The sequence below is a fragment of the Acidovorax sp. JG5 genome (genome assembly GCF_017939685.1).
Lineage (GTDB): Bacteria > Pseudomonadota > Gammaproteobacteria > Burkholderiales > Burkholderiaceae_C > Acidovorax.
The window spans coordinates 102,304-122,953 of the sequence record NZ_JAGKSE010000002.1 but is presented as its reverse complement, the minus strand read 5'-3'; the positions used below and the strand labels follow the sequence as shown (position 1 = coordinate 122,953).

Genomic DNA, 20,650 nt, shown 5'->3' with positions numbered 1-20,650 from the left:
GAATTCGTGGGTGTGGTGTCTACAGCGTGTAGGGCCAGCACTACAAATCGGTCACGCAACGCACCGGATTCACTCTGTCGGCGCGCCACGCGCCAGCAGCGCCAGCTCCACGTCGTTGCGCGCGCCGGTCTTTTCGAGGATGCGGGCGCGATAGGTGCTCACCGTGTTGGGCGCGAGCTTGAGCTGCGCACCAATTTCGCTCACGCTCTGCCCGGCAGTGAGCAGGCGGAACACCTGGTGCTCCCGGTAGGAGAGCGCATCCACCCCAGCGGGCGCGCCCTGCTGGACTGTGCGCACCACCCAGGTGCGTTCCACCGCGCCCGCCAGAGCTTGCGCCGTGGCCTCGGTCAGATAGCGCCCGCCCGCCGCCACCTTGCGCACAGCGGCCACCATGTCGTCGGGGTCGGCGCTTTTGTGCAGGTAGCCCGCCGCGCCCATCTGGATGCAGCGCACCGCGTATTGCCGCTCGGGGTAGGTGCTGAGCATCAGCACCGGCAGCGCGGGCCACGTCTTGCGCAGCGCCTGCAGCACTTCAAGGCCATCCATGCCCGGCATGGCAATGTCCAGCAGCACCAGGTCCAGCCCCGGTGCGCCCGTCACCCCCTCCAGTGCCGAGACCTGCTCCAGCACCTCGCTGCCCTGGGTGGCTTCGGCCACCACGGCGATCTCGGGTGCACCGTTGGCGGGGTCGCCCAGTACCTGCTTTAGCCCCTCCCGCACGATGCGGTGGTCATCCCCGATCAATACACGAACCACGGAATTCACGACAGCTCCAGAGGAATCAGCAATTGCAGGCACAAGCCCTGCCCCGGCTCGCTGGTGATGCTCAGCTGGCCACCCAGCTGCCGCGCGCGCTCGCGCATGCCCATCACCCCATAAGCGGTGGGCGCCTCCAGGGCCTGGCGGGTAGCGCCTACCCCGTTATCGCGCACGCGCAGTTGCAGCATCTCGTCCTGCACATCAATGGCAATGTCGATGGCGCTGGCCTGCGCGTGGCGGCCCACATTGCTCAGCATCTCCTGGAAGATGCGAAACACCGCGATCGCCGCAGGCTCAGGCAGGAGCAAGGTGGCAGGCACCTCCATCTGCCACTCCAGTTCCAGCTCGGCCGACTGCACAAACTCCTGCGCCTGCCACTCCAGCGCGGCCCACAAGCCCTGATGGTCCAGGATGCTGGGGCGCAGGTCGGTAATGATGCGGCCCACGTTGTCCACGGCGCTTTCGATCAGGCGGCTCATGTTCTGGCACTTGCAGCGCATCTGGGTGCGCATGTCGCCCGCCGCCTCGGGCGTGCGCTCACCCTGCTCGCCCAGGCGCTTGTGCAGCCAGTTCACATCCATCTTCAGAGCCACCAGCAAGCTACCCAGTTCATCATGCACTTCGCGGGCAATACGGGTGCGCTCGTCCTCCCGCACTTGCTCCGAGTAGGCCGACAGCTCGCGCAGCTGCGCCAGCGCCTGCGACAGCTCTTGAGTTCGGGTAGCCACGCGGCGCTCCAGCTCGTCGTTGGCGCGGGCCAGTTCATCGTGCGCACGCTGTAGTTCGTCGGCAGCACGCTTGCGGCTGGTGATGTCGACAAAAGCGATCACGGCGCCCTGCACCTGGTTGCCTTCCAAAATAGGGTGGCTCGAATACTCCACAGCAAACGCCGAGCCATCGCGGCGCCAGAACACCTCGGTATCCACCCGGCAGGGCAGGCCTTGGCGAAACGCGTTGAAGATGGGGCAGTCGCAATCTGGGTAGGGACTGCCGTCAGGATGGCTGTGGTGGGTGAGCGCGTGCATATTGCGCCCCATCACCTCATCGGCCGCAAAGTCCAGCATCTGCGCACCCGCCCGATTGATGAACACGCAGTTTCCCGCCAGGTCGATGCCAAACACCCCCTCGCCCGTGGACTCCAGCAACAGCCCCAGTCGGTTTTGCCAGAGGGCACTGGCACCGGCGGGCAGGTTCAGGACATGGGTGGACATGGGCAATGCCCAAGCAATGGCCGTGCCCAGCTGGCTGGGCAACAGCGTATCGGGAGCTGTGCGCCCGTCCGCCAACATCGCACAATAAGCGCATGTCCACCACCGTCCCATCCGCCTCGGCCACTGCCGGCCCGCCCCCTCCCTCGGTATGGCGCGCGCCCAGCCTGTCTGTGCGCTGGTGGCCCGTGTTTTTGCGCAACCTGCTGGTCTGGCGCAAGCTGGCCATTCCCAGCCTGGTGGGCAATATCGCCGAGCCGCTGATGTGGCTGGTGGCCTTTGGCTACGGCATGGGCGCGCTGGTGGGGCAGATCCATGTGGGCGGGCAGGCGGTGCCCTACATCCTGTTCCTGGCCAGCGGCTCAATCTGCATGAGCGCCATGAACGCGGCGAGCTTTGAGGCGCTGTACTCGGCGTTTTCGCGCATGCATGTGCAAAAAACCTGGGACGGCATCATGAACGCCCCCATCAGCCTGGACGATGTGGTGCTGGCCGAAATGCTGTGGGCCGCATTCAAGGCGCTGTTCACCGTGACCGCCATTTTGGGCGTGATGCTGGCGCTGGGCATCAGCCACAGCCCCAAGCTGCTGGTGGCCTGGCCGGTGCTGCTGTTCGTGGGCATCATGTTTTCCAGCATTGCGCTCATCTTCAACGCGCTGGCCAAGGGCTATGATTTTTTCACCTACTACTTCACGCTGGTGCTCACGCCCATGATGTTCCTGTCGGGCGTGTTCTTTCCGCGCGAGCAGTTGCCGCCCATCGTGCGCGCCATCTCCGACTGGCTGCCGCTGACCAATGCGGTCGAACTGGTGCGGCCGCTGTTCATGGACGAGTGGCCCGCCCACCCATGGCGGCATGGCCTGGTGCTGGTGGTCACCACCGTGGTGGCTTTCTGGGTGGCCCTGGCGCTTACGCGGCGGCGCTTTCGCGGCTGAAACGGACAGCGGCCGTCCACACCGGGTTTTGCATAAAAACAGGCTCCAGCCCAATCAGGACAAGCGCAAATAGCTATATTTTTAAAAGCAAAACACCTCTTGCAGTGGCGGTGCACGACACCCCCCGGAGCGCAGCCGCCGGGCTAGCCGGGCCATTGCGCCCGCAGCATCCGCGCCGACACGATGCCGCGTTTGCCGTTCTCCAGACTGACGTCATAGGAAATCTCCGGCCCCCCGGTGCCGTTGACCCTCCGAACCTGATTCACGCGCGCCCGAACCCATTCATGGCCGTATCGGGCCTGGACGATCTGGCCCACCGCAAACTCTGGGGCAGGCAGGTTCCGGGCAACCTGCGGCGCCGCAGGCACGCTTTTCGCGCCTTGGCCCTTGCCCGGACACAGCAGTTCCCACTGCTGCGAAATGCCCAGACCACCGCTGGCGTTATCCCGCCCGACAATCCTGCCCGCGGCATCGCGCCATTTGCTGCGCCCTGCACCAATGTCGCGGTTGTCCCAGACGCCTGCCAGGCGGTAGGTTTTGCCGTCAATCGGCGTGATGCGGCCGGCCGGGCAATTGGCTGTGGCCCGATAGACCTTGTTCAGGTCTTCAGCCGCAAGCTGCTGCTTCACACAGTTTTTGTCACCAGGCTGCCAGTTGGCACACCAGCCCTGCACCTCGGCGCTCGTGATCCGCGCCTCGGCCACTGCGTTGGCGGTGCCGATGCCCGACTTTGAAAAGACCGTCGGGTTGACGCACTTGCTGCAAAGCGCCAGCCAATCGGCCTGCGCGCTCGCGGTGGTTGCGCCGCCGCACATCGCCAAACCCGCGAGCAACGCCATGGCGGCGCCCCTGGTACGCATCATCATGGGTCTGAACATCGCCGCCTCCATGCAGAGAGTGAGTTCGTCCGATCGACTGTGCGCCGTTTGGCACGCTTCAATTGTAGGGAAATGACGGCATCGTGGGATGCCCCGCGAGCGCAGGGCTCAAGGCTTACACCGTTATTGCCCGATGTTTGATGGCATGAAGGCGGCGCAACAAGCTGGCATTGCGGACGGACACGACCGGTGGCTTTTCAACGCCAGGCGCTGACCTCTCGGCCGTCCCAAACGGTTGAGGCAGGCTTGAACACCTTCATGGGTTCCCGCCCAGCACGCCTTGGCGTGTCCTTCTTTATGCTGCTGCGCGGAGCAAATCCACCGCCTTTTCGGCAATCATGACAACCGGCGCATTGGTGTTGCCGCTCACGATGCGCGGCATGATGGACGCATCCACCACCCGCAATCCCTGCATGCCATGCACACACAGTTGGGCATCCACCACGTCCAGCGGTCCCGGCCCCATGCGGCAGGTGCCCACGGGGTGGTAGATGGTGTCGGCGTATTGGCGGATGAACTGCTCGATCTGCGCATCGGTCTGGGCATGGGCGGATGCGGCCTGCTCCCTGGCGCCAAACTGGGCCAGCGCCGGCTGACTCAGGATAGTGCGCATCCGCCTGACGCCCCGCACCATGCGGACCATGTCGTCGGGATCGCGCAGAAACTGCGGATCCACCAACGGCAGTTGCAGGGGGTCGTTGCTGGCCAGCGATACGGTGCCGCGGCTGCGCGGCTGCAGCAGGCAGACATGCGAGGAATAGCCATGGCCCAGCACGGTCTTGCGGCCATGGTCCAAGAGCTTGCCGATCACGAAATGCAACTGCAGATCGGGCGCCGGTTCGGATGGATCGCTCTTGATGAAGCCCCCCGCCTCGGCGAAATTGGTGGTGAGCATGCCGGTGCGGGCGCGGCGCCACTCCCGCATGCCGCGCGCCACGTTCACCATGCCCCGCGGCGACAGCCCGAACAGATCGGTCACCCCCGGTGCATCCATCACCTGCACCACATCCGGGTGGTCGTGCAGATGCTCGCCCACGCCGGGCAATTCGTGCTGCACCGCAATGCCGTGGCGCTGCAGTTGCGCCCCCGGACCAATGCCCGACAGCATGAGCAGTTGCGGTGACAGCAGCGCTCCAGCGCTCAGCAGCACCTCGCGCGCGGCCCTGAGCTGGTGCAGCTGGCCGCCCTGGCTGTATTCCACACCCACGGCCCGCCGCCCTTGCAACAGCACCCGCGTGGCATGCGCCTGGGTAATGACCTGCAAGTTGGGGCGGCCCAGGTGCGGGGTGAGATAGCCCTTGGCCACACTATGGCGCTCGCCATTCTTGTGCGTGACCTGGTAAATGCCCACGCCTTCTTGCGTGGCGCCATTGAAATCGGTGTTGTGCGGAAAACCTGCCTGCACCGCCGCCTCGGTGAACAGCTGGCTGAAGCGGTTGGGGGCGCGCAGGTCGGCCACATTCAGGGGGCCGCCCTGGCCATGCCATTCATCCCGCAGGCTCTCGTTGTGCTCGGCGCGCAGGAAATAGGGCCTGACATCGTTCCATGCCCAGCCGGGGTTGCCCTGCGCGGCCCAATGGTCGTAATCGGCATGCTGCCCGCGCACATACACCATGGCGTTGATGGAACTGGAGCCGCCCAGCACCTTGCCACGCGGCTGGCAGCCCTGGCGGCCATTGAGCCCTGGCTGCGGCGTGGTGTTCTGCCCCCAGCCGTTGAGCTCGAACTTGGCCATCACGGCCAGCCCGGCCGGGCAATGGATGAAAACACTTTGGTCGGCGGGCCCCGCCTCCAGCAGGCACACGCGTACGGAGGGGTCCTCGGTCAGCCGCCCCGCCAGCACCGAGCCGGCCGATCCCCCACCAATCACGATGTAGTCGAACATGTCGCCCTTGTCTCTTCCGCCATGCGATGCAGCGGTGTCCAGGCACGATAACCGACCGGACATGCGATCCCTTTACCATGTCGGTTACTTTTTCCACTTCCAAGAGAGCTCTCACTATGACGATTCAAACCGTTGGCATCATTGGCGCTGGCACCATGGGCAATGGCATTGCGCAGGCGTGCGCCGTGTCAGGCATCCACGTGGTGATGGTGGACATCTCCGACGCCGCAGTGCAAAAGGGCCTGGCCACGGTGGCCGGCAGCCTGGACCGCTTGATCAAGAAGGAAAAAATCACGGCCGCCGACAAGGAAACGGCGCTGGCGCGCATCAAGACGTCCACCAGCTACGACGACCTCAAGGCCGCCCAGCTCGTCATCGAAGCCGCCACCGAGAACTATGAACTCAAGCTCAAGATCCTCAAGCAGGTTGACGGCATCGTCGGCCCCGACGTGATCATTGCGTCGAACACCTCGTCCATCTCCATCACCAAGCTGGCCGCCGCCACCAGCCGCGCCGACAAGTTCATCGGCATGCACTTCTTCAACCCCGTGCCGATGATGGCGCTGGTGGAAATCATCCGTGGCCTGCAAACCAGCGACGCCACGCACGACGCCGTGAAGGCCATGGCGCTCGCGCTGGGCAAGAGCCCCATCACCGTGAAGAACGCCCCGGGCTTTGTGGTCAACCGCATCCTGGTGCCCATGATCAACGAGGCCTTCTTTGTGCTGGCCGACGGCCTGGCCACCGCCGAGGACATCGACGCGGGCATGAAGCTGGGCTGCAACCAGCCCATCGGCCCGCTGGCCCTGGCCGACATGGTGGGCCTGGACGTGTGCCTGGCCGTGATGGACGTGTACCTGGCCGAGTTTGGCGACAGCAAATACCGCGCTTGCCCGCTGCTGCGCGAAATGGTGGCCGCCGGCCGCCTGGGCCGCAAGACTGGCCGTGGCGTTTACAGCTACTGAGCACGGCGGCAACGCCACGTACAACACGAGGCGCCCGAGGGCGCCTTTTTTGATGGCGTGGCCAGACGCAAAAACCCCCTACCCCAAAAGGTTTCTCTCAATTAAATTTTGCACAATTTAATTGTCGACAATAATTCAACCCATGCTACGCAAACCTTCGCCCCTTTCGCCCAGCCCCGCAGCCCTGCAACTGGACAACCAGGTGTGCTTTGCGCTGTATTCCGCCTCGCTGGCGATGACCAAGCTATACAAGCCGCTGCTCGATGCCATTGGCCTGACCTATCCGCAATACCTGGTGATGCTGGTGCTGTGGGAGGGCGATGGCATCACGGTGAGCGCCCTGGGCGAACGCCTTTATCTGGATTCAGGCACGCTCACCCCGCTGCTCAAACGGCTCGAAACATCGGGGCTGATTGCCCGCCTGCGCGACGCCGAGGACGAGCGGCGCGTGCGCATCAGCCTGACGCCCGTGGGGCAGTCGCTGCGCGATGCCGCCGAACGCATTCCGCCTTGCGTGCTGCAAAGCAGCCAGTGCACGCTGCCCGAACTGGCGGCACTCACCGGCCAGCTCAAGACGCTGCGCGACCGGCTCAACGCGCCCTGACGCTATCCAACCGTTTGCTTTCCACCACCGTCCCGCGCTGCGGGCATCACCTCCAAAGGAAGACACCATGGCCTCGCTCGAAAAAGTTCTCTACACCGCCCACGCCCATACCACTGGTGGCCGCGACGGCGCCTCGCGCACCGATGATGGCCGCCTGGACGTCAAACTGTCTTCGCCCGGCACGGCCGGCACCGGAACCAACCCCGAACAGTTGTTTGCCGCCGGCTATTCGGCCTGCTTCATCGGCGCCATGAAGGCCGTGGCCGGCATGCAAAAAATCACCCTGCCGCAGGACCTGGCCATTGACGCCAGCGTGGACCTGGGCAAGGTCGGTGCGGGTTACGGCATTGCCGTGCGCCTGGCCATCAGCCTGCCCGGCATGGATCGCGCAGCAGCGCAAGCCCTGGTGGATGCAGCCCACCAGGTCTGCCCCTACTCGAACGCCACGCGTGGCAACATCGACGTGACGCTCACGCTGGTCTGAAGCACCGGCAGAGCCGACAGGGTGCGGGCCCTGCCGGCCCTTCTAGCGACGAACCGACGAATCCATCGCGCGGATTCACGGGCCGGCTTCACCAGGGTCTGGGCTAGGATGGCGTCATCCAGGAGACATTGATGAAGCTGGCGCTGCTGTCAGACATCCATTCCAATCGCCAGGCACTCGACGCCTGCATGGCCCACGCCCGCGCGCAAGGCGCGCAGCGCTTTGCCTGGCTGGGCGATCTGGTGGGCTATGGCGCCGACCCGGGCTATGTGGTGCAGCAGGCCATGGCGCTGGTGGCAGACGGCCACTGCGTGATTGGCGGCAACCATGACGCCCTGGCCGTACACCCGCCCCAACCGGGCGACAAGGCCGCCAGCAGCGTGGCCGCACACGGGGCCGGCTGGACCCACGCGCAGCTCACGCCCAACGAGCGCGACTTTCTCGCGGCACGCCCCCTGGTCGCCGAAGTGGGCGGCGTCTTGCTGGTGCATGCCAGCGCCGACGCGCCCGAGCGCTGGCGCTATGTCGACAACGCGGCCGTGGCGCAGCAATGCCTGGATGCCGCCACCCAGCGCCCCGGCATCCGCCATGTGTTTTGCGGCCATGTGCATCAGCAAACGCTGTACTACCGGGGCACCGGGCGCGGGCTCATGCGCTTTGCGCCGCAGCCGGGCGTGGCCATTCCGGTGGCGCCACGCCGGCAATGGGTGGCCACCATCGGATCGGTGGGCCAGCCGCGCGACGGCGACCCGCGTGCCATGTATGCCCTGCTCGACACCGATGCCTGGTTGCTGCGCTTTGAACGCGTGCCCTACGACCATGCCGCCGCTGCCGCCGCCATCCGCGCCACCGGCGCCATGCCCGACTACTTTGCCCAGCGCCTGGAGGTGGGCCGATGAAGCTGCTCGAACCGGGCACCGAGGTGGACGGCTTCACCGTGCTCGAATGCATCCATGCAGGCGGCATGGCCCATATCTACCGCGTGGAATACGCCGTGGGCCCGCCCAACCCCGGGTTTCCGCTGGCCATGAAGATCCCGCGCATGACGGCGGGCGATGGCGCCGAGAACATCGTCAGTTTCGAGGTCGAGCTGCAGATCCTGCCCACACTCACCGGGCCCCACGTGCCGCGCTTTGTCGCCGCGGGCGACCTGGAGCGCATCCCCTACCTGGTCATGGAATATTGCAGCGGCCACACCCTGCAGCACTGGCTGGACGCCGCCGAGCGCCCCGACGTTGCAACCATTGCGCGCCTGGGCGCTGCCATGGGGCGTGCCGCGCACAGCCTGCACCAGCAAAACGTCTGCCACCTCGACCTCAAGCCCGGCAACGTGCTCTTCACCCACGACGACCATGCCGTGCTGCTCGACTTCGGCCTGTCGTGCCATGCCCACTACCCCGACCTGCTGGCCGAGGAACTGCGCCGCGCCGTGGGCTCGCCCGCCTGGATTGCGCCCGAACAGGTGGTGGGCGTGCGCGGCGACCCGCGCAGCGACATCTTCGCCATTGGCGTCATGCTGTACGAGCTTGCCACGGGCGAGCTGCCCTTTGGCGCCCCCACCACCCAGGGCGGCCTGCGCCAGCGCCTGTGGATGACACCGCCACCGCCGCGCCAGTACCGCCCCGACCTGCCCGAGTGGCTGCAAGAGACCATCCTGCGCTGCCTGGAACCCGAGGCCGCCAAGCGCCACCCGTCGGCCGCTCACCTGGCCTTTGACCTGGCCAACCCCGAACAGGTGCAGATCACCGCACGCGGCCAGCGCATGCGTGGCCCGCGCCTGCGCACCCACTTCAAGCGCTGGATCAAGGCCGCCGGCATGCACTACCGGCCCAGCCCGCTGCCCACGCGCCAGATCGAAGAGGTGCCCATCGTCATGGTGGCCGTGCCGCACGACGACGTGACCGACGCCACCATGTACTCGCTGCGCCAGGCCGTGGGGCGCTCGCTGGGCATCCGCCCGGGGGCGCGGCTGGCCTGCGTCACCGTGATCTCGCCCTCGGCCAGCAGCAGCACCGACAGCGAACGCAGCGAAACCGCGCTGCACCGCCAGCACCGCGCACGGCTCAGGCAATGGGCCGAACCGCTCGACCTGGCGGGCCACAGCGTGAGCTACCACGTGCTCGAATCAGGCGACGTGGCGCAAGCGCTGGTGCGCTACGCCGAGGGCAACCAGGTCAGCATGATGATCCTGGGGGCTGCCACGCACGGCCTGCAAACGCAGCGCTTCATCGCCACCGTGCCCATGCGCGTGGCGCGCGACGCGCCTTGCACCGTCATCCTCGTCAAGCAGGCGCTGCCGTTTGCCCAGCTGGCGCGCGAATACAGCGAATAAGCCAAGGCACCGGGCAGCACGCCCGCGCAGCCCCCGAGGCGCACAGTGGCGTTCCACAGGCTCCAAGGCGGCACCCTGGCATTCCCGGGGGTGCCTGACTTCGTAGCGGGTCACGCAATACCGCGGGCCGCCAGGGGCGGTTGATGCGAAATTTGGCACCGCGCCCCGCGCCGTGCCGCGTCGGCGTCGGGCGCGCCCCGCTGGCGGGAGACAATGGGCCGATGAACATTTCCCCCGAAGCGCCTGGCCTGCACCCCTTTTCCACCCTGACGCCCGATGTGGTGCTGGACGCACTGGCCAGCGTGGGGCTGCACGGTGACGGGCGGCTGATGGCGCTGTCGTCCTATGAAAACCGCGTCTACCAGGTCACACTGGAAGACGGCGAGCGTGTGGTGGCCAAGTTTTACCGCCCCGGCCGGTGGACTGAAGCACAGATCCTGGAAGAACACGCATTTGCCGCCGAACTCATGGGCGCCGAGGTGCCCGCCGTAGGCCCCCTGGTGCTGGGCGGCCGCACACTGCACCCCCACGGCGGTTTCCAGTTTTCGGTGAGCCCCTGGCGCGGCGGCCGGCAGCCCGAACTGGACGACTTCGAGGTGCTCGAATGGATAGGCCGCTTTCTGGCGCGCATCCACACCGTGGGCGCGGCGCGCCCGTTCACGCACCGCCCCGCACTCGATTGGCAAAGCTTTGGCGCAGAGCCACGCGACTGGCTTCTGCAGCACGAACTGATCCCGCTCGACATGCAATCGGCCTGGCGCGACGCCTGCAAGATTGCTCTTGATTTGATAGCTAATAGCGCTTACCACACAAGCGCTACAGGCCAATTTCTCTTGAAAGACGCCACCCTGCTGCGCCTGCACGGCGACTGCCACCCCGGCAACATCCTGTGGACGCCGCTCGACGAATGGAGGCGCGGCGGCCCGCACTTTGTGGACCTGGACGACGCCCGCATGGGCCCGGCCGTGCAGGACCTGTGGATGCTGCTGTCGGGCGACCGGCGCCAGCGCACCCACCAGCTCGGCGCCCTGCTCGACGGCTACGAACAGTTCCGCACGTTCGACCGGCGCGAGCTGGCCCTCATTGAGCCGCTGCGCACCCTGCGCCTGATCCACTACAGCGCCTGGCTGGCCCGCCGCTGGCAAGACCCGATCTTCCCCATCAACTTCCCGTGGTTCGGCACCAGCGACTACTGGCGCGGCCAGGTGGACATGCTGCACGAGCAGATCGAGGCGATGCAGGAAGAGCCGCTGGTGGGGTGAGGGTTGGGTGGCGGGACGCGGCCAGGAGCGGGCTCACTAGGCAGCAGCGCCAAAGGCGGCTTCAGGCTGATCTCCGACACTCGAACCTAACGCCTGAAAGTTCGCGTGTTGCGCAACTGGTCATTGGCCGAGCAGGGTCTCAAGCGACCGCTTTGTTGCTCAGACCGGTCACTCTATTGATGCGAGCCGGGCAAGGTAGCAGGAGCAACTGATCACACCAAGGATGAATTGGTTCTCCCGACCCGCTGCGGTCGGTGTTGATGTAGGCAACGATCCCAGAAAACCGTCCGAGAAACCGGGGGAATCCCACCCCGGATACTTGGCGGCACGGCTTATCGGAACCATTGCGAAGAGCATCCGCAGTTGGCCCGCGGGTCCGAAACACGTAGCCAAGGTCTTCTCAAAGAATTAGATCGGCCAGAACCATAGAACGTCCAAAAGCATTCTCTGGTGTGGTGACCTCATGGCTGCACCGAGCAGTGCGAAGCTGCCACATGAGCCGCTCAGTGCGATGCCTCGTAGTGTGCAAGCGGCTCGCTCCCACTCAGCGCGAGTAGCAAATTTTCAGCAGCCTGCAACTCGATGGCTCGGCGAACCTTCTTCACCGCCGAACCAATGTGGGGTGTGAAAACCGTGGAGGGGTGTTGCAAGAGTTCCGGATGAATCTGGCGAGGGCGATCTGCAAGCAGCCAGTCCTCCATCTCGTACACATCGGCGGCGTATGCACCCAGGCGCTCGTCCTTGAGCGCCCGTGCCACGGCAGCCTCGTCCACAACCGAGCCTCGCCCAATGTTGACCAGGATCTGCCCCCGCCGAACACCTTCAAGCATGGTGTCATTGACGAGGTGACGCGTTACGTCCAGCAGCGGAACGGCCAGAATGACATAGTCGGATTGCGACAGGGCCTCACCCAGGCTCACCATGGTCAGGCGTTCGTCATCACCATGCGGGTCCACGCCCAGCAGTTGAGCGCACCCGAAGCCACAGAGACGGCCCACAATGGCCCGCCCAACGGCGCCAAGTCCGACGACCGCCACTATCGAGCCGTGCAACCCCATTCCGTACAGCTGGGGACGCCATCCTGCGTAGCTCTTGCGAACACTGACGTCACCTGCCAGCACATGGCGCGCGGCGGCGATGGCCAGCCCAATGGCGAGTTCTGCCGTGGGTTCTGTGAGCAGGTCAGGAACGAAGCTCACGCTGACACCGGCTTGCGCACATGCCTTGAGGTCAAAGTTGTCATACCCCTTCAGGGCGCAAGCGATGGTCTTGAGCCTGGGAGCGTGCAACAGGGTTCGCTGATCTACCCGGTCAGGCATGAAAGCCATCATTGCGTCGGCATCCTTCAGATGACGGTGGAGCTCGGCCTCGCTCCACGGCTCAGGACCGGGATTCATCACCACTTCACCAACCTGCATAAGACGCGCCAGTACCTCTTCATGAATGGGCTGCGTCACCACAATTTTCGGCATCATTACCTTCCTCTCTCTTTCTATTTCAGATGTTTGCGAAGCGCCGACCCAATGCCGTCGACCACGAGCACGCATATGAGGATGGACAGCAAAATGGCGGAGACTTCGTCGTACTTGGTCAGGCGCAGAGCCGCCATGAGTTCAAAGCCAATGCCGCCCGCACCCACGATGCCCATCACTGCCGATGCGCGAAAGTGATATTCCCATCGGTAGATGGTGATGTCCGCCAACTGGGGCAAAACCTGCGGTAACACAGCATGGGTGATGACCTGAAACCGGCTTGCGCCCGCGGCCTTAGCGGCCTCCAGAGGTTTCGGGTCCACGTGCTCTATGGCTTCGGCGTAGAACTTGGCCACCATGCCCGTGGAATGCAGGGCCAACGCCAGCACACCAGGCAATGCCCCAAAGCCCACGGCCGCGACGAACAGAATGCCCAGGATGATTTCAGGCACAGACCGAAATGCAGCCAAGATGGTTCTGACGATTCGCCCAACCACCGCATTCGGCGCGGTGTTGGGCGCCGCCACCAGGGCCAGCGGCAACGACGCCAGAACGGTCAAGGCCGTTCCCGCAATCGACATGGCCAAGGTGTCGCGCAGTGGAATGACCCATTGCTCCCAGCGAGCGAAGTTGGGCGGCACCATCTCAGAGGCCAACTGCTGAATGGCAGGAGCCCCTTCGATGAAACGCTGCGCGTCAAAGAAACCGGTGACAAACAATGCCAGCGTGCAAACGAGCAGGACTACGCAGGCTGCGCCCAGCCGTCTGAGTCGCCGCTGTCCGTCAATGGCAATGATGGATTCCAAGGCTACCGATGTCATTTCATGCGTCCCAGATCAAGCTTGAGAATCTGTGCTGTGTCGCGAAGAATGTCGTAGGCCTTGTCATCGGTAGCGGCAAAGGCCTCGATACGGAATGATTTGAGAATCTCGGCGTCCTTCATCTGAAGAAAGGCGGCTCGGATGGCTTCCTTGAGCTCCGGCGTGAGATTACCTTGCATCGCAATGGGATAGTTCGGAATGGGTGCCGACAGTTCAAGTTGCACAATCTTGTTGGCATCCACCATGCCCTTTGCGATGAGGTTGTCCAGAATGGTTTTTGACAGAGCGCCGGCGGGAACCTGCCCTGCCTGAACAGCTCGGGCCACGGCATCGTGCGTGCCCAGGTGAACGGGGCGGTAGTCAGTCTCGCCGTTCAGTTGGTGGTTTTTAAGCAAGTGCGCGCGCGGTGCAAGGTGACCGGACGTCGAAGCCTGATCGCCAAAGCCAAAAGGCTTTCCACGAACGTCAGCCAGGGTCTTGACCGGGCCGCCTGCCGTGGCGATGAGAACCGACTGGTAGGTCGGCGAGCCGCGCTCCACGCCAACGGCAAATGGCTCAATGTTGGGCGCCTTGGACTTGGCAAGCACGTAAGAGAACGGTCCAAAGTAGGCGACCTCGATGCGGCCAAAGCGCATGGCTTCAATCATCGACGAGTAGTCCGTAGTCACCGTAATCTCTATTTCCTTCTTCAGGGTCTGTTCCAGGTACCGCTTCAGAGGCTGTGCGTTCTGAATGATGGTGGCGGCGTTTTCGTCCGGCAACAGTGCAACGCGAAGCTTGGAAGGATTTTTGCCCTCGGCATGGGCGCCAAGTGGCAACAGGGCGGCCAAAGTGACGGCAGCGATAAATTGGAAACGGCGACGATTCAGCACGGTAAAAACTCCTTGGATTGAGAGGGGGAATCAAATTGACTGCCCATGTTGGCAGGTGACGACTTCGCGTACAGGGCAGACTGGGCTTCTTCCGTCAACTGCGCTGCTGTCCCGTCGAACACCACCTGGCCCTGGCGAAGGCCCACAATGCGGTCGGCGAACATGCGCGCGAGGTTGACTTGATGCAGACTCACGATGGCCGTGAGTCGGTCTTTCTTGCAGATGTCGTGAAGCAGGGTCAACACACTCTGCGCGGTCGCCGGGTCGAGGCTGGCCACCGGCTCATCGGCCAGCAGCAGGCGGGGCTTTTGCACCAAGGCACGCGCAATGCCAATGCGTTGTTGTTGCCCACCAGACAAGGTGTCTGCCCGTGCTAGGGCTTTCTCAAGCAGGCCTACGCGGTCAATGGCCGCCAGCGCCTCCAGCTTGTCAGCCTTGCTCCAAGGCCACAACGACGCCAGAGATCCGCGGGTGGCGAGCTTGCCCATCAACACATTGGCCAGCACGCTTTGCCGCCCGATCAGGTGGTGCTGCTGGAACACCATGCCGCAGTGGCGCCGATGCTCAAGAAGGTTGCGTTTTGAGACGGTGCCGCCCGGCAGATCGGCCACCGACACCTCTCCGTCTGTGGGGCTAACCAAGCCATTGATGCTGCGCAGCAGCGTTGACTTTCCCGCGCCCGACGCGCCCAGCAGCACAAGGAACCCGCCATGCTGTACCTCCAGCGAGGTGGGCGCAAGCGCCGTGTGACCATCGGCATAGGTCACCGTGATACCCCGCAAGCTCAGATGGCTCTCGCGAATTGCAGTTTTCATAGCTCGGTTTCATTTGTTGTGGTGCGCTAGACGCACACCAGGACTCAAGTGGTCAGAGGTATCTCTCGGGAAAGAGGAGGTTCTGGAAGAAACAGCTTCAGTGGAAGCACAGCTCAAGTCTGGGTGACCAAGGTGTCATGAATATGAAACTTTCATCCCTAAAAATGAGGGCACCCATAGATCACATCAATGTCTGGACTCAGCCTCCTCGCAGCCTTGAAGGCCTTTGACGCAACGGCCCGAGCCGGCAGCATGACCGCTGCCGCGAGAGTGCTCGCTATTCAACAACCGACTGTTTCTTCACACATACAGCGCCTGGAGGTCGACTTCGGCGTGGAGCTTTTTCATCGGCGCGGGCGGCGGCTTGAACTCACGTCCTTTGGACGCACTCTGTTGAACTACACCCGGCGTACCTTCAGTGGCGAGGAAGATGCGCACGCACTGCTCGCTGCTGCGAAAAATCAATACGTAGGGCGACTGGTCATCCATGCCATCGGGCCGCACAACGTGCTGCCCGTGTTGAAGCTGTTCATGAAACAGTTCCCCCAGGTCAACGTGGCTGTTGGCGTAGGCGACTCGCGAACCATCACCGAAAAGATTCTTGACTACCAGGGAGACGTGGGCATGGTGCTCAATCACGTCGCTCACCCAGATCTATTTGGCGCGGCTTACCGTACCCAGCGATTGGTGATATTCGGCAACACCCAACACTCACTCGCGCAACGGGCCACTCTCAAACTGCGTGATCTGCAGGGTCAGAGGTTCGTCATCCGAGAGGAAGGATCGACGACCAGACGCGTGTTTGAACAAGAACTAAAGGAGCGAGGCGTCGAGGTGCAGGTGGCTCTGGAGATGGGCAGCCGCGAGTCCGTTCGAGAGGCGGTGGCGGAGGGGCTGGGCCTAGGCGTCGTGGCGGAAACAGCCTACAGGCCAGATCCTCGCCTTGTTAAGTTAACTATTTCAGACACCAGCATGGTGACACAGGTGCACTTCATCTGTAGAAAGGAGCGGCATCAAGCTCCTCTGATCTCGACCTTCCTGGGTTTGGCGCATAGCGTAAGTCAGAAAATTGCCTAGGTATGGAACTTGGATTCCATGCAGCCGTGGGGCATGGGACCGAGGGGCAACTGTTCGCCTGTAGGCCGACTTAAGTTAAGGGTTGTAGGACGCCCGTAATCGCGCGGCGATCCCATCTTGACTGCGGGGCGCGGTCGTGTATCTGAATATGCGCTGTCAGGCTGACTGCCAGCGGTATGGCAGCAGCTCGCCGATCTGGGTGGCGGGCTGCATGGGCAGGCGTGCCATGACATCGCGCAGGTAGGCGTAGGGTCGTGCCCGTTCATGGGGAGACGTGTGCTAGACCATGACTGCAGCTCCCTCGATACCGGTCATCGATGCTGCCGCGCTGCTGGGTGAGCCAATGACAGCTTTGTGCCAGGCACCGTGAACTCAGGTCACGGCCGCGACCGACAGCAACCGCTGCTAACCGGTAATTCACCATGATGGCTGGAGGAAAGCAACGGCACGAGAGCCTGCACCAGCGCATGGCAAAAGGCCTGAATGAGGAGTGGATGATCTCCACGGCTTCTTTCTCCACCCGCAGGACGATGTGCCTGGGTGTACTTGCAGCGTTTCAGCAACCCCCGTGCACCCGGCAGGCAGGGACGATCCGGCCGCTGGAGTCGCGCCACTGGATCTGGTCAACATCGGGCGCTGGCGCGGGTGCCTCGGCAGGCATATCGGGGGCCGCTGCAGGCCGCTGCGGGTCATGCAGCACGGTCGATGTGCCCACGCTTGCCCCAACGCGGGCGCCACCCACGCCGGTGGATGCGCCTACGCCCGCACCGCCCACCACCTGCCCGCGCTGGTTGACTCCGACACCCACGCCCACCGGCCCTGCGCCCGCACTCACGCCGGCGCTGACCCCGCCACTACCCACCCCCACGCCCACAGACAACGGACCGACGGGGATGCCAATGCCAACGCCCCCACCCACCGACCCGCAGCCAGCCAGCAAGGCGGCCAGCGCCAGGGCCAGTGCGACGCGGGGCATAGCATTGGACAAAGTCAGCATGGCAAGGCTTTGCGCAAGGCTGCTTACACCAGCAGCGCATTCACGCGCTTGACGTAGGCGGCGGGGTCTTCGGGCAGGCCGCCTTCGGCCAACAGCGCCTGGTCGAACAGGATGTGGGCCAGGTCGTGAAAGTGCACGCTGCCGTCAAGCTTTTTCACCAGTGCGTGCTCGGCATTCACCTCCAGCACGGGCTTGGTCTCAGGCGCCTGCTGGCCAGCCTGCTTGAGCATGCGGGCGAGCTGCGTGCTCATGCCGTCGTCCTGCACCACTAGGCAGGCGGGCGAATCGACCAGGCGGGTGGTCACGCGCACGTCCTCGGCCTTGTCCTTCAGCGCTTCTTTCAGCTTGGCCAACACGGGCTTGAAGGCCTCGGCGGCTTCTTCCGCCGCCTTCTTTTCGGCCTCGTCTTGCAGCTTGCCCAGGTCCACCGCGCCCTTGGCCACGCTCTGCAGCGGGGTGCCGTCAAATTCGTGCAGGTAGTTCAGCGCCCACTCGTCCACGCGGTCGGTCATCAGCAGCACTTCGATGCCCTTCTTCTTGAAGACTTCAAGCTGCGGGCTGTTCTTGGCAGCGGCCAGGGTGTCGGCGGTGATGTAGTAAATCGCCTCCTGGCCGTCCTTCATGCGGGCCTTGTAGTCGGCAAAGCCCACGGTCACGGCGTCGCTGGTGGTGGATGCAAAGCGCAGCAGCTTGGCCAGGCGTTCGCGGTTGGCAAAATCTTCGCCCAGGCCTTCTTTCAGCACGGCGCCAAACTCGCTGTAGAACGCGGTGTACTTGCCTTCCTTGGCCTTGTCGTCGGCATCGACCACATCGGTCACGCCGTCAGCGCCCGCCGCGGTGTCGTGCTTGTCGTGTTTGGCCAGGTCTTCCAGCATGCTCAGCACGCGCTTGGTGCTGCCTTCGCGGATGGAGCGCACGTCGCGGCTTTCCTGCAGCAGCTCGCGGCTCACGTTCAGCGGCAGGTCGGCCGAGTCGATCACGCCCTTTACAAAGCGCAGGTAGGTGGGCATCAGCGCTTCGGCGTCGTCCATGATGAACACGCGCTTCACGTACAGCTTCACGCCCGCCTTCTTGTCGCGGTTCCACAGGTCAAACGGCGCCTTGGCGGGGATGTACAGCAGCTGCGTGTACTCGGTGTTGCCTTCGACGCGGTTGTGAGCCCAGGTCAGCGGGGCCTCGTGGTCGTGGCTGATGGTTTTGTAGAACTCGGCGTACTGCTCGTCGGTCACGTCCTTCTTGGGGCGCGTCCACAGAGCGCTGGCCTTGTTGATGGTTTCCCACTCGCCGGTCTTGACCATGCCGCCAGGCTGGCGGCCGCCGTTTTCGTCCGATGGATTGATCAGCTCGCCGTCTTTCCACTCTTCCTTTTCCATCAGGATGGGCAGGCTGATGTGGTCGGAGTACTTGGCGATGACTTGCTTGAGCTTCCAGGCGTTGAGGTATTCCTCGGCATCGTCACGCAAGTGCAGGACGACGCTGGTGCCACGCGCTGGGCGGGTGATGGTTTCGACCTCGAAATCGCCGCTGCCGCCGCTGGTCCAGCGCACACCTTGCTCAGCCGGCAGGCCCGCGCGGCGCGATTCCACGGTGATCTTGTCGGCCACGATGAAGCCCGAGTAAAAGCCCACGCCAAACTGGCCGATGAGCTGGGCATCCTGCTTCTGGTCGCCCGAGAGCTTGCCCATGAAGTCCTTGGTGCCGCTCTTGGCGATGGTGCCCAGGTGGTCGATGGCCTCCTGCTCGCTCATGCCGATGCCGTTGTCGGTGATGGTGAGGGTCTTCGCGGCCTTGTCGAACGTCACGCGCACTTCGAGGTTGGGGGCGTCCTCGTACAGCGCGTTGTTGTTCAGCGCCTCGAAGCGCAGCTTGTCGCAGGCGTCCGATGCGTTGGAAACCAGTTCGCGCAGGAAGATTTCCTGGTTGGAATAGAGCGAATGGGTGACCAGATGCAGCAGTTGGGCAACTTCGGCCTGAAACGACAGGGTTTGTTTGCTCATGGGGATGTTTCTCGCGTTGGAATCAATGAAATATGCGCGGCAGGGCACCAATGCACCGCTGCCGATACCGGCTGCCGGCACTTATGGGCGGGTTGGGGAGTTTCAAGCCCCCACAGTGATCTGCGAACCAGCGGGGTCTCAGAACCGCTCGCCCGGCGCCAGGTAGCGCCACTGGCCCACCGGCAGATTGCCCAGGGTCACGCGGCCGATGCGGATGCGCTTGAGTCCCACCACCTTGAGCCCCACCAGTTCGCACATGCGGCGTATCTGGCGTTTCTTGCCTTCGGTCAGCACAAAGCGCAGCTGCTCGGGATTCTGCCAATCGACCTTGGCGGGCTTGAGCGGCTCGCCGTCCAGGCTCAGGCCATGGCGCAGGCGTTCCAGCAACTCGGGCGGAAACACCGCCTGCACATTGGTACTGACAGGATCGCGCTCGTCAATTTCCTGCAGCGGCGCGGAGCGCTCACTGGGATGGCGTGGCGCCGCCTGACCCGGTGCCTGGTAGACCACACGCACCAGATATTCCTTGTCGACCGTGGAGTCCTCGCCAATCAGCTGGCGCGCCACGCGGCCGTCCTGGGTGAGCACCAGCAGGCCCACCGAGTCGATATCGAGCCGCCCCGCGGGCGCCAGCCCGCGCAGTTGCGGCGGCGAAAACCGGTTGCGGCTGGGGTCATCGCGCCAGTGGGTGAGGGGGTTGATGAGCGCCACGGCGGGCGTGTGGCCATCTTCGGCCTGGCCGCTCACATAACCCATGGGCTTGTGCAGCAGGATGGTGACGCGCTGCTCCTGAAAGCCCTGCGCCACCTTGTCCACGTCGATGCGGTCCAAGGGCGTGACCTGCAGCCCCATGGGCGCGACCTCGCCATTGACCTTGACCCAGCCCTGGGCGATCCACTCGTCGGCCTCGCGGCGCGAGCACAGGCCCAGCTCGGCCATGCGCTTGTTCAGGCGGGAGGTGCCTGAGTTTCCCGCCGTTCCCGCCGCTGAGGTGGCGGGCACCAGCTTGGGCGGCGCCTGACGCACCGGGACGACATAGGGCGCGCCCGACGACGTACGGTAGCCCGTGGGCGGAGGGGTTCGTGAGGGCCGCTCCGGTGCCGCACCGCGCCGGGCAGCAGACGGGGCTGGAGGTGCCGGTTTGGACGTCACGGCAGGGCGGCGCAGCACCGGACGGGGCGCGGGCACTGGGGACGCAGCGCCACCGGGCGCGGAGGCAGGGGCCGCAGCAGGGCCGGAAGGCGGGCGGGAACTGGAAGAAGTCATTGCGGGTATTTTCGCCTGCGG

Annotated in this window: 19 protein-coding genes and 1 pseudogene; 8 read left to right on the top strand and 12 right to left on the bottom strand. The window is 64.2% G+C overall.

All coding sequences use genetic code 11. From position 1 onward, the window contains the following. Positions 1–69 precede the first annotated feature (69 nt). Together J8G26_RS02950 and J8G26_RS02945 are read right to left on the bottom strand one after the other, a co-directional pair. Positions 70–765 carry a response regulator transcription factor gene (locus J8G26_RS02950; protein ID WP_210567866.1) on the bottom strand — a complete coding sequence of 232 codons (696 nt, stop codon included), beginning with the start codon at positions 763–765 and terminating at the stop codon, positions 70–72. Further along, the gene (locus tag J8G26_RS02945; protein ID WP_087748423.1) at positions 762–1,970 is read right to left on the bottom strand and encodes a PAS domain-containing sensor histidine kinase; all 1,209 of its coding nucleotides are present in this window, start codon (positions 1,968–1,970) and stop codon (positions 762–764) included. Before J8G26_RS02945 ends, J8G26_RS02950 begins: the two co-directional genes overlap by 4 nt. Positions 1,971–2,062: 92 nt before the next feature. On the opposite strand from J8G26_RS02945, the gene J8G26_RS02940 reads away from it, so the two are divergent. Further along, positions 2,063–2,902 (top strand): ABC transporter permease, encoded by an 840-nt coding sequence (locus tag J8G26_RS02940; RefSeq protein ID WP_210567865.1) that lies wholly within the window; start codon positions 2,063–2,065, stop codon positions 2,900–2,902. A 143-nt stretch (positions 2,903–3,045) separates the two neighbouring features. Here the strand turns inward: J8G26_RS02940 and J8G26_RS02935 are convergent, their stop codons facing one another. Next, positions 3,046–3,741, bottom strand: a complete 696-nt coding sequence (locus J8G26_RS02935) for a hypothetical protein (protein ID WP_210567864.1) — start codon at positions 3,739–3,741, stop codon at positions 3,046–3,048. A 334-nt stretch (positions 3,742–4,075) separates the two neighbouring features. Further along, positions 4,076–5,665, bottom strand: a complete 1,590-nt coding sequence (locus J8G26_RS02930) for a GMC family oxidoreductase N-terminal domain-containing protein (protein WP_210568034.1) — start codon at positions 5,663–5,665, stop codon at positions 4,076–4,078. A gap of 116 nt (positions 5,666–5,781) precedes the next feature. Here J8G26_RS02930 and J8G26_RS02925 point away from each other — a divergent pair, with 116 nt between their 5' ends. From J8G26_RS02925 to J8G26_RS02900, 6 genes are all read left to right on the top strand, one after another. Then, the gene (locus J8G26_RS02925; RefSeq protein ID WP_087747747.1) at positions 5,782–6,630 is read left to right on the top strand and encodes a 3-hydroxybutyryl-CoA dehydrogenase; all 849 of its coding nucleotides are present in this window, start codon (positions 5,782–5,784) and stop codon (positions 6,628–6,630) included. Positions 6,631–6,772: 142 nt separating this feature from the next. Continuing rightward, positions 6,773–7,234 carry a MarR family transcriptional regulator gene (locus tag J8G26_RS02920; protein WP_210567863.1) on the top strand — a complete coding sequence of 154 codons (462 nt, stop codon included), beginning with the start codon at positions 6,773–6,775 and terminating at the stop codon, positions 7,232–7,234. A 67-nt stretch (positions 7,235–7,301) separates the two neighbouring features. Further along, the gene (locus tag J8G26_RS02915; RefSeq protein ID WP_087747749.1) at positions 7,302–7,718 is read left to right on the top strand and encodes an organic hydroperoxide resistance protein; all 417 of its coding nucleotides are present in this window, start codon (positions 7,302–7,304) and stop codon (positions 7,716–7,718) included. Between the two features lie 131 nt (positions 7,719–7,849). Then, the gene (locus tag J8G26_RS02910) at positions 7,850–8,617 is read left to right on the top strand and encodes a metallophosphoesterase family protein (RefSeq protein WP_087747750.1); all 768 of its coding nucleotides are present in this window, start codon (positions 7,850–7,852) and stop codon (positions 8,615–8,617) included. Further along, entirely contained in the window at positions 8,614–10,050 is a 1,437-nt protein-coding gene (locus tag J8G26_RS02905) for a bifunctional serine/threonine-protein kinase/universal stress protein (protein WP_210567862.1), read from the top strand. Before J8G26_RS02910 ends, J8G26_RS02905 begins: the two co-directional genes overlap by 4 nt. Before the next feature lie 221 nt (positions 10,051–10,271). Next, positions 10,272–11,312: a serine/threonine protein kinase gene (locus J8G26_RS02900; protein WP_087747752.1), complete on the top strand. Its 1,041-nt coding sequence runs from the start codon at positions 10,272–10,274 to the stop codon at positions 11,310–11,312. A 503-nt stretch (positions 11,313–11,815) separates the two neighbouring features. Here J8G26_RS02900 and J8G26_RS02895 read toward each other — a convergent pair. Genes J8G26_RS02895 through phnC form a run of 4 tightly spaced genes read right to left on the bottom strand, consistent with a single transcriptional unit; the run spans position 11,816 to position 15,292 of the window. Beyond that, positions 11,816–12,787 carry a phosphonate dehydrogenase gene (locus J8G26_RS02895; protein WP_210567861.1) on the bottom strand — a complete coding sequence of 324 codons (972 nt, stop codon included), beginning with the start codon at positions 12,785–12,787 and terminating at the stop codon, positions 11,816–11,818. Positions 12,788–12,804: 17 nt separating this feature from the next. Further along, the gene (gene phnE / locus J8G26_RS02890) at positions 12,805–13,605 is read right to left on the bottom strand and encodes a phosphonate ABC transporter, permease protein PhnE (RefSeq protein ID WP_207373605.1); all 801 of its coding nucleotides are present in this window, start codon (positions 13,603–13,605) and stop codon (positions 12,805–12,807) included. Next, a complete protein-coding gene (phnD, locus tag J8G26_RS02885) occupies positions 13,602–14,477 on the bottom strand; it encodes a phosphate/phosphite/phosphonate ABC transporter substrate-binding protein (protein WP_114656171.1) in 876 nt (291 codons plus the stop codon). Before phnD ends, phnE begins: the two co-directional genes overlap by 4 nt. Next, positions 14,471–15,292: a phosphonate ABC transporter ATP-binding protein gene (phnC, locus tag J8G26_RS02880; protein ID WP_035242057.1), complete on the bottom strand. Its 822-nt coding sequence runs from the start codon at positions 15,290–15,292 to the stop codon at positions 14,471–14,473. The genes phnD and phnC overlap by 7 nt, the downstream gene beginning before the upstream one ends. Before the next feature lie 189 nt (positions 15,293–15,481). On the opposite strand from phnC, the gene J8G26_RS02875 reads away from it, so the two are divergent. Continuing rightward, the gene (locus tag J8G26_RS02875) at positions 15,482–16,369 is read left to right on the top strand and encodes a LysR substrate-binding domain-containing protein (protein WP_094478849.1); all 888 of its coding nucleotides are present in this window, start codon (positions 15,482–15,484) and stop codon (positions 16,367–16,369) included. Positions 16,370–16,525: 156 nt separating this feature from the next. Here J8G26_RS02875 and J8G26_RS02870 read toward each other — a convergent pair. The 4 genes and pseudogenes from J8G26_RS02870 to J8G26_RS02855 all read right to left on the bottom strand — a co-directional run. Beyond that, positions 16,526–16,621 (bottom strand): annotated as a pseudogene (locus J8G26_RS02870) (transposase domain-containing protein); the annotation flags it as partial. Positions 16,622–16,925: 304 nt separating this feature from the next. Next, complete coding sequence (locus J8G26_RS02865; protein WP_246881222.1) at positions 16,926–17,345, bottom strand: hypothetical protein; 420 nt, start codon at positions 17,343–17,345, stop codon at positions 16,926–16,928. A 44-nt stretch (positions 17,346–17,389) separates the two neighbouring features. Further along, on the bottom strand, positions 17,390–19,363 hold the full coding sequence (gene htpG, locus J8G26_RS02860; RefSeq protein ID WP_210567859.1) for a molecular chaperone HtpG: 1,974 nt from the start codon (positions 19,361–19,363) through the stop codon (positions 17,390–17,392). A 138-nt stretch (positions 19,364–19,501) separates the two neighbouring features. Continuing rightward, positions 19,502–20,368 carry a pseudouridine synthase gene (locus J8G26_RS02855; RefSeq protein ID WP_282598127.1) on the bottom strand — a complete coding sequence of 289 codons (867 nt, stop codon included), beginning with the start codon at positions 20,366–20,368 and terminating at the stop codon, positions 19,502–19,504. Positions 20,369–20,650: the final 282 nt, after the last annotated feature.

Bases quoted from the DNA above. Each gene is read 5' to 3' on its own strand.
- J8G26_RS02945 (WP_087748423.1), bottom strand. From the start codon at position 1,970: ATGTCCACCCATGTCCTGAACCTGCCCGCCGGTGCCAGTGCCCTCTGG.
- J8G26_RS02940 (WP_210567865.1), top strand. From the start codon at position 2,063: ATGTCCACCACCGTCCCATCCGCCTCGGCCACTGCCGGCCCGCCCCCT.
- J8G26_RS02935 (WP_210567864.1), bottom strand. From the start codon at position 3,741: ATGGCGTTGCTCGCGGGTTTGGCGATGTGCGGCGGCGCAACCACCGCG.
- J8G26_RS02930 (WP_210568034.1), bottom strand. From the start codon at position 5,665: ATGTTCGACTACATCGTGATTGGTGGGGGATCGGCCGGCTCGGTGCTG.
- J8G26_RS02925 (WP_087747747.1), top strand. From the start codon at position 5,782: ATGACGATTCAAACCGTTGGCATCATTGGCGCTGGCACCATGGGCAAT.
- J8G26_RS02920 (WP_210567863.1), top strand. From the start codon at position 6,773: ATGCTACGCAAACCTTCGCCCCTTTCGCCCAGCCCCGCAGCCCTGCAA.
- J8G26_RS02915 (WP_087747749.1), top strand. From the start codon at position 7,302: ATGGCCTCGCTCGAAAAAGTTCTCTACACCGCCCACGCCCATACCACT.
- J8G26_RS02910 (WP_087747750.1), top strand. From the start codon at position 7,850: ATGAAGCTGGCGCTGCTGTCAGACATCCATTCCAATCGCCAGGCACTC.
- J8G26_RS02905 (WP_210567862.1), top strand. From the start codon at position 8,614: ATGAAGCTGCTCGAACCGGGCACCGAGGTGGACGGCTTCACCGTGCTC.
- J8G26_RS02900 (WP_087747752.1), top strand. From the start codon at position 10,272: ATGAACATTTCCCCCGAAGCGCCTGGCCTGCACCCCTTTTCCACCCTG.
- J8G26_RS02895 (WP_210567861.1), bottom strand. From the start codon at position 12,787: ATGATGCCGAAAATTGTGGTGACGCAGCCCATTCATGAAGAGGTACTG.
- phnE (WP_207373605.1), bottom strand. From the start codon at position 13,605: ATGACATCGGTAGCCTTGGAATCCATCATTGCCATTGACGGACAGCGG.
- phnC (WP_035242057.1), bottom strand. From the start codon at position 15,292: ATGAAAACTGCAATTCGCGAGAGCCATCTGAGCTTGCGGGGTATCACG.
- J8G26_RS02875 (WP_094478849.1), top strand. From the start codon at position 15,482: ATGTCTGGACTCAGCCTCCTCGCAGCCTTGAAGGCCTTTGACGCAACG.
- J8G26_RS02865 (WP_246881222.1), bottom strand. From the start codon at position 17,345: ATGCCCCGCGTCGCACTGGCCCTGGCGCTGGCCGCCTTGCTGGCTGGC.
- htpG (WP_210567859.1), bottom strand. From the start codon at position 19,363: ATGAGCAAACAAACCCTGTCGTTTCAGGCCGAAGTTGCCCAACTGCTG.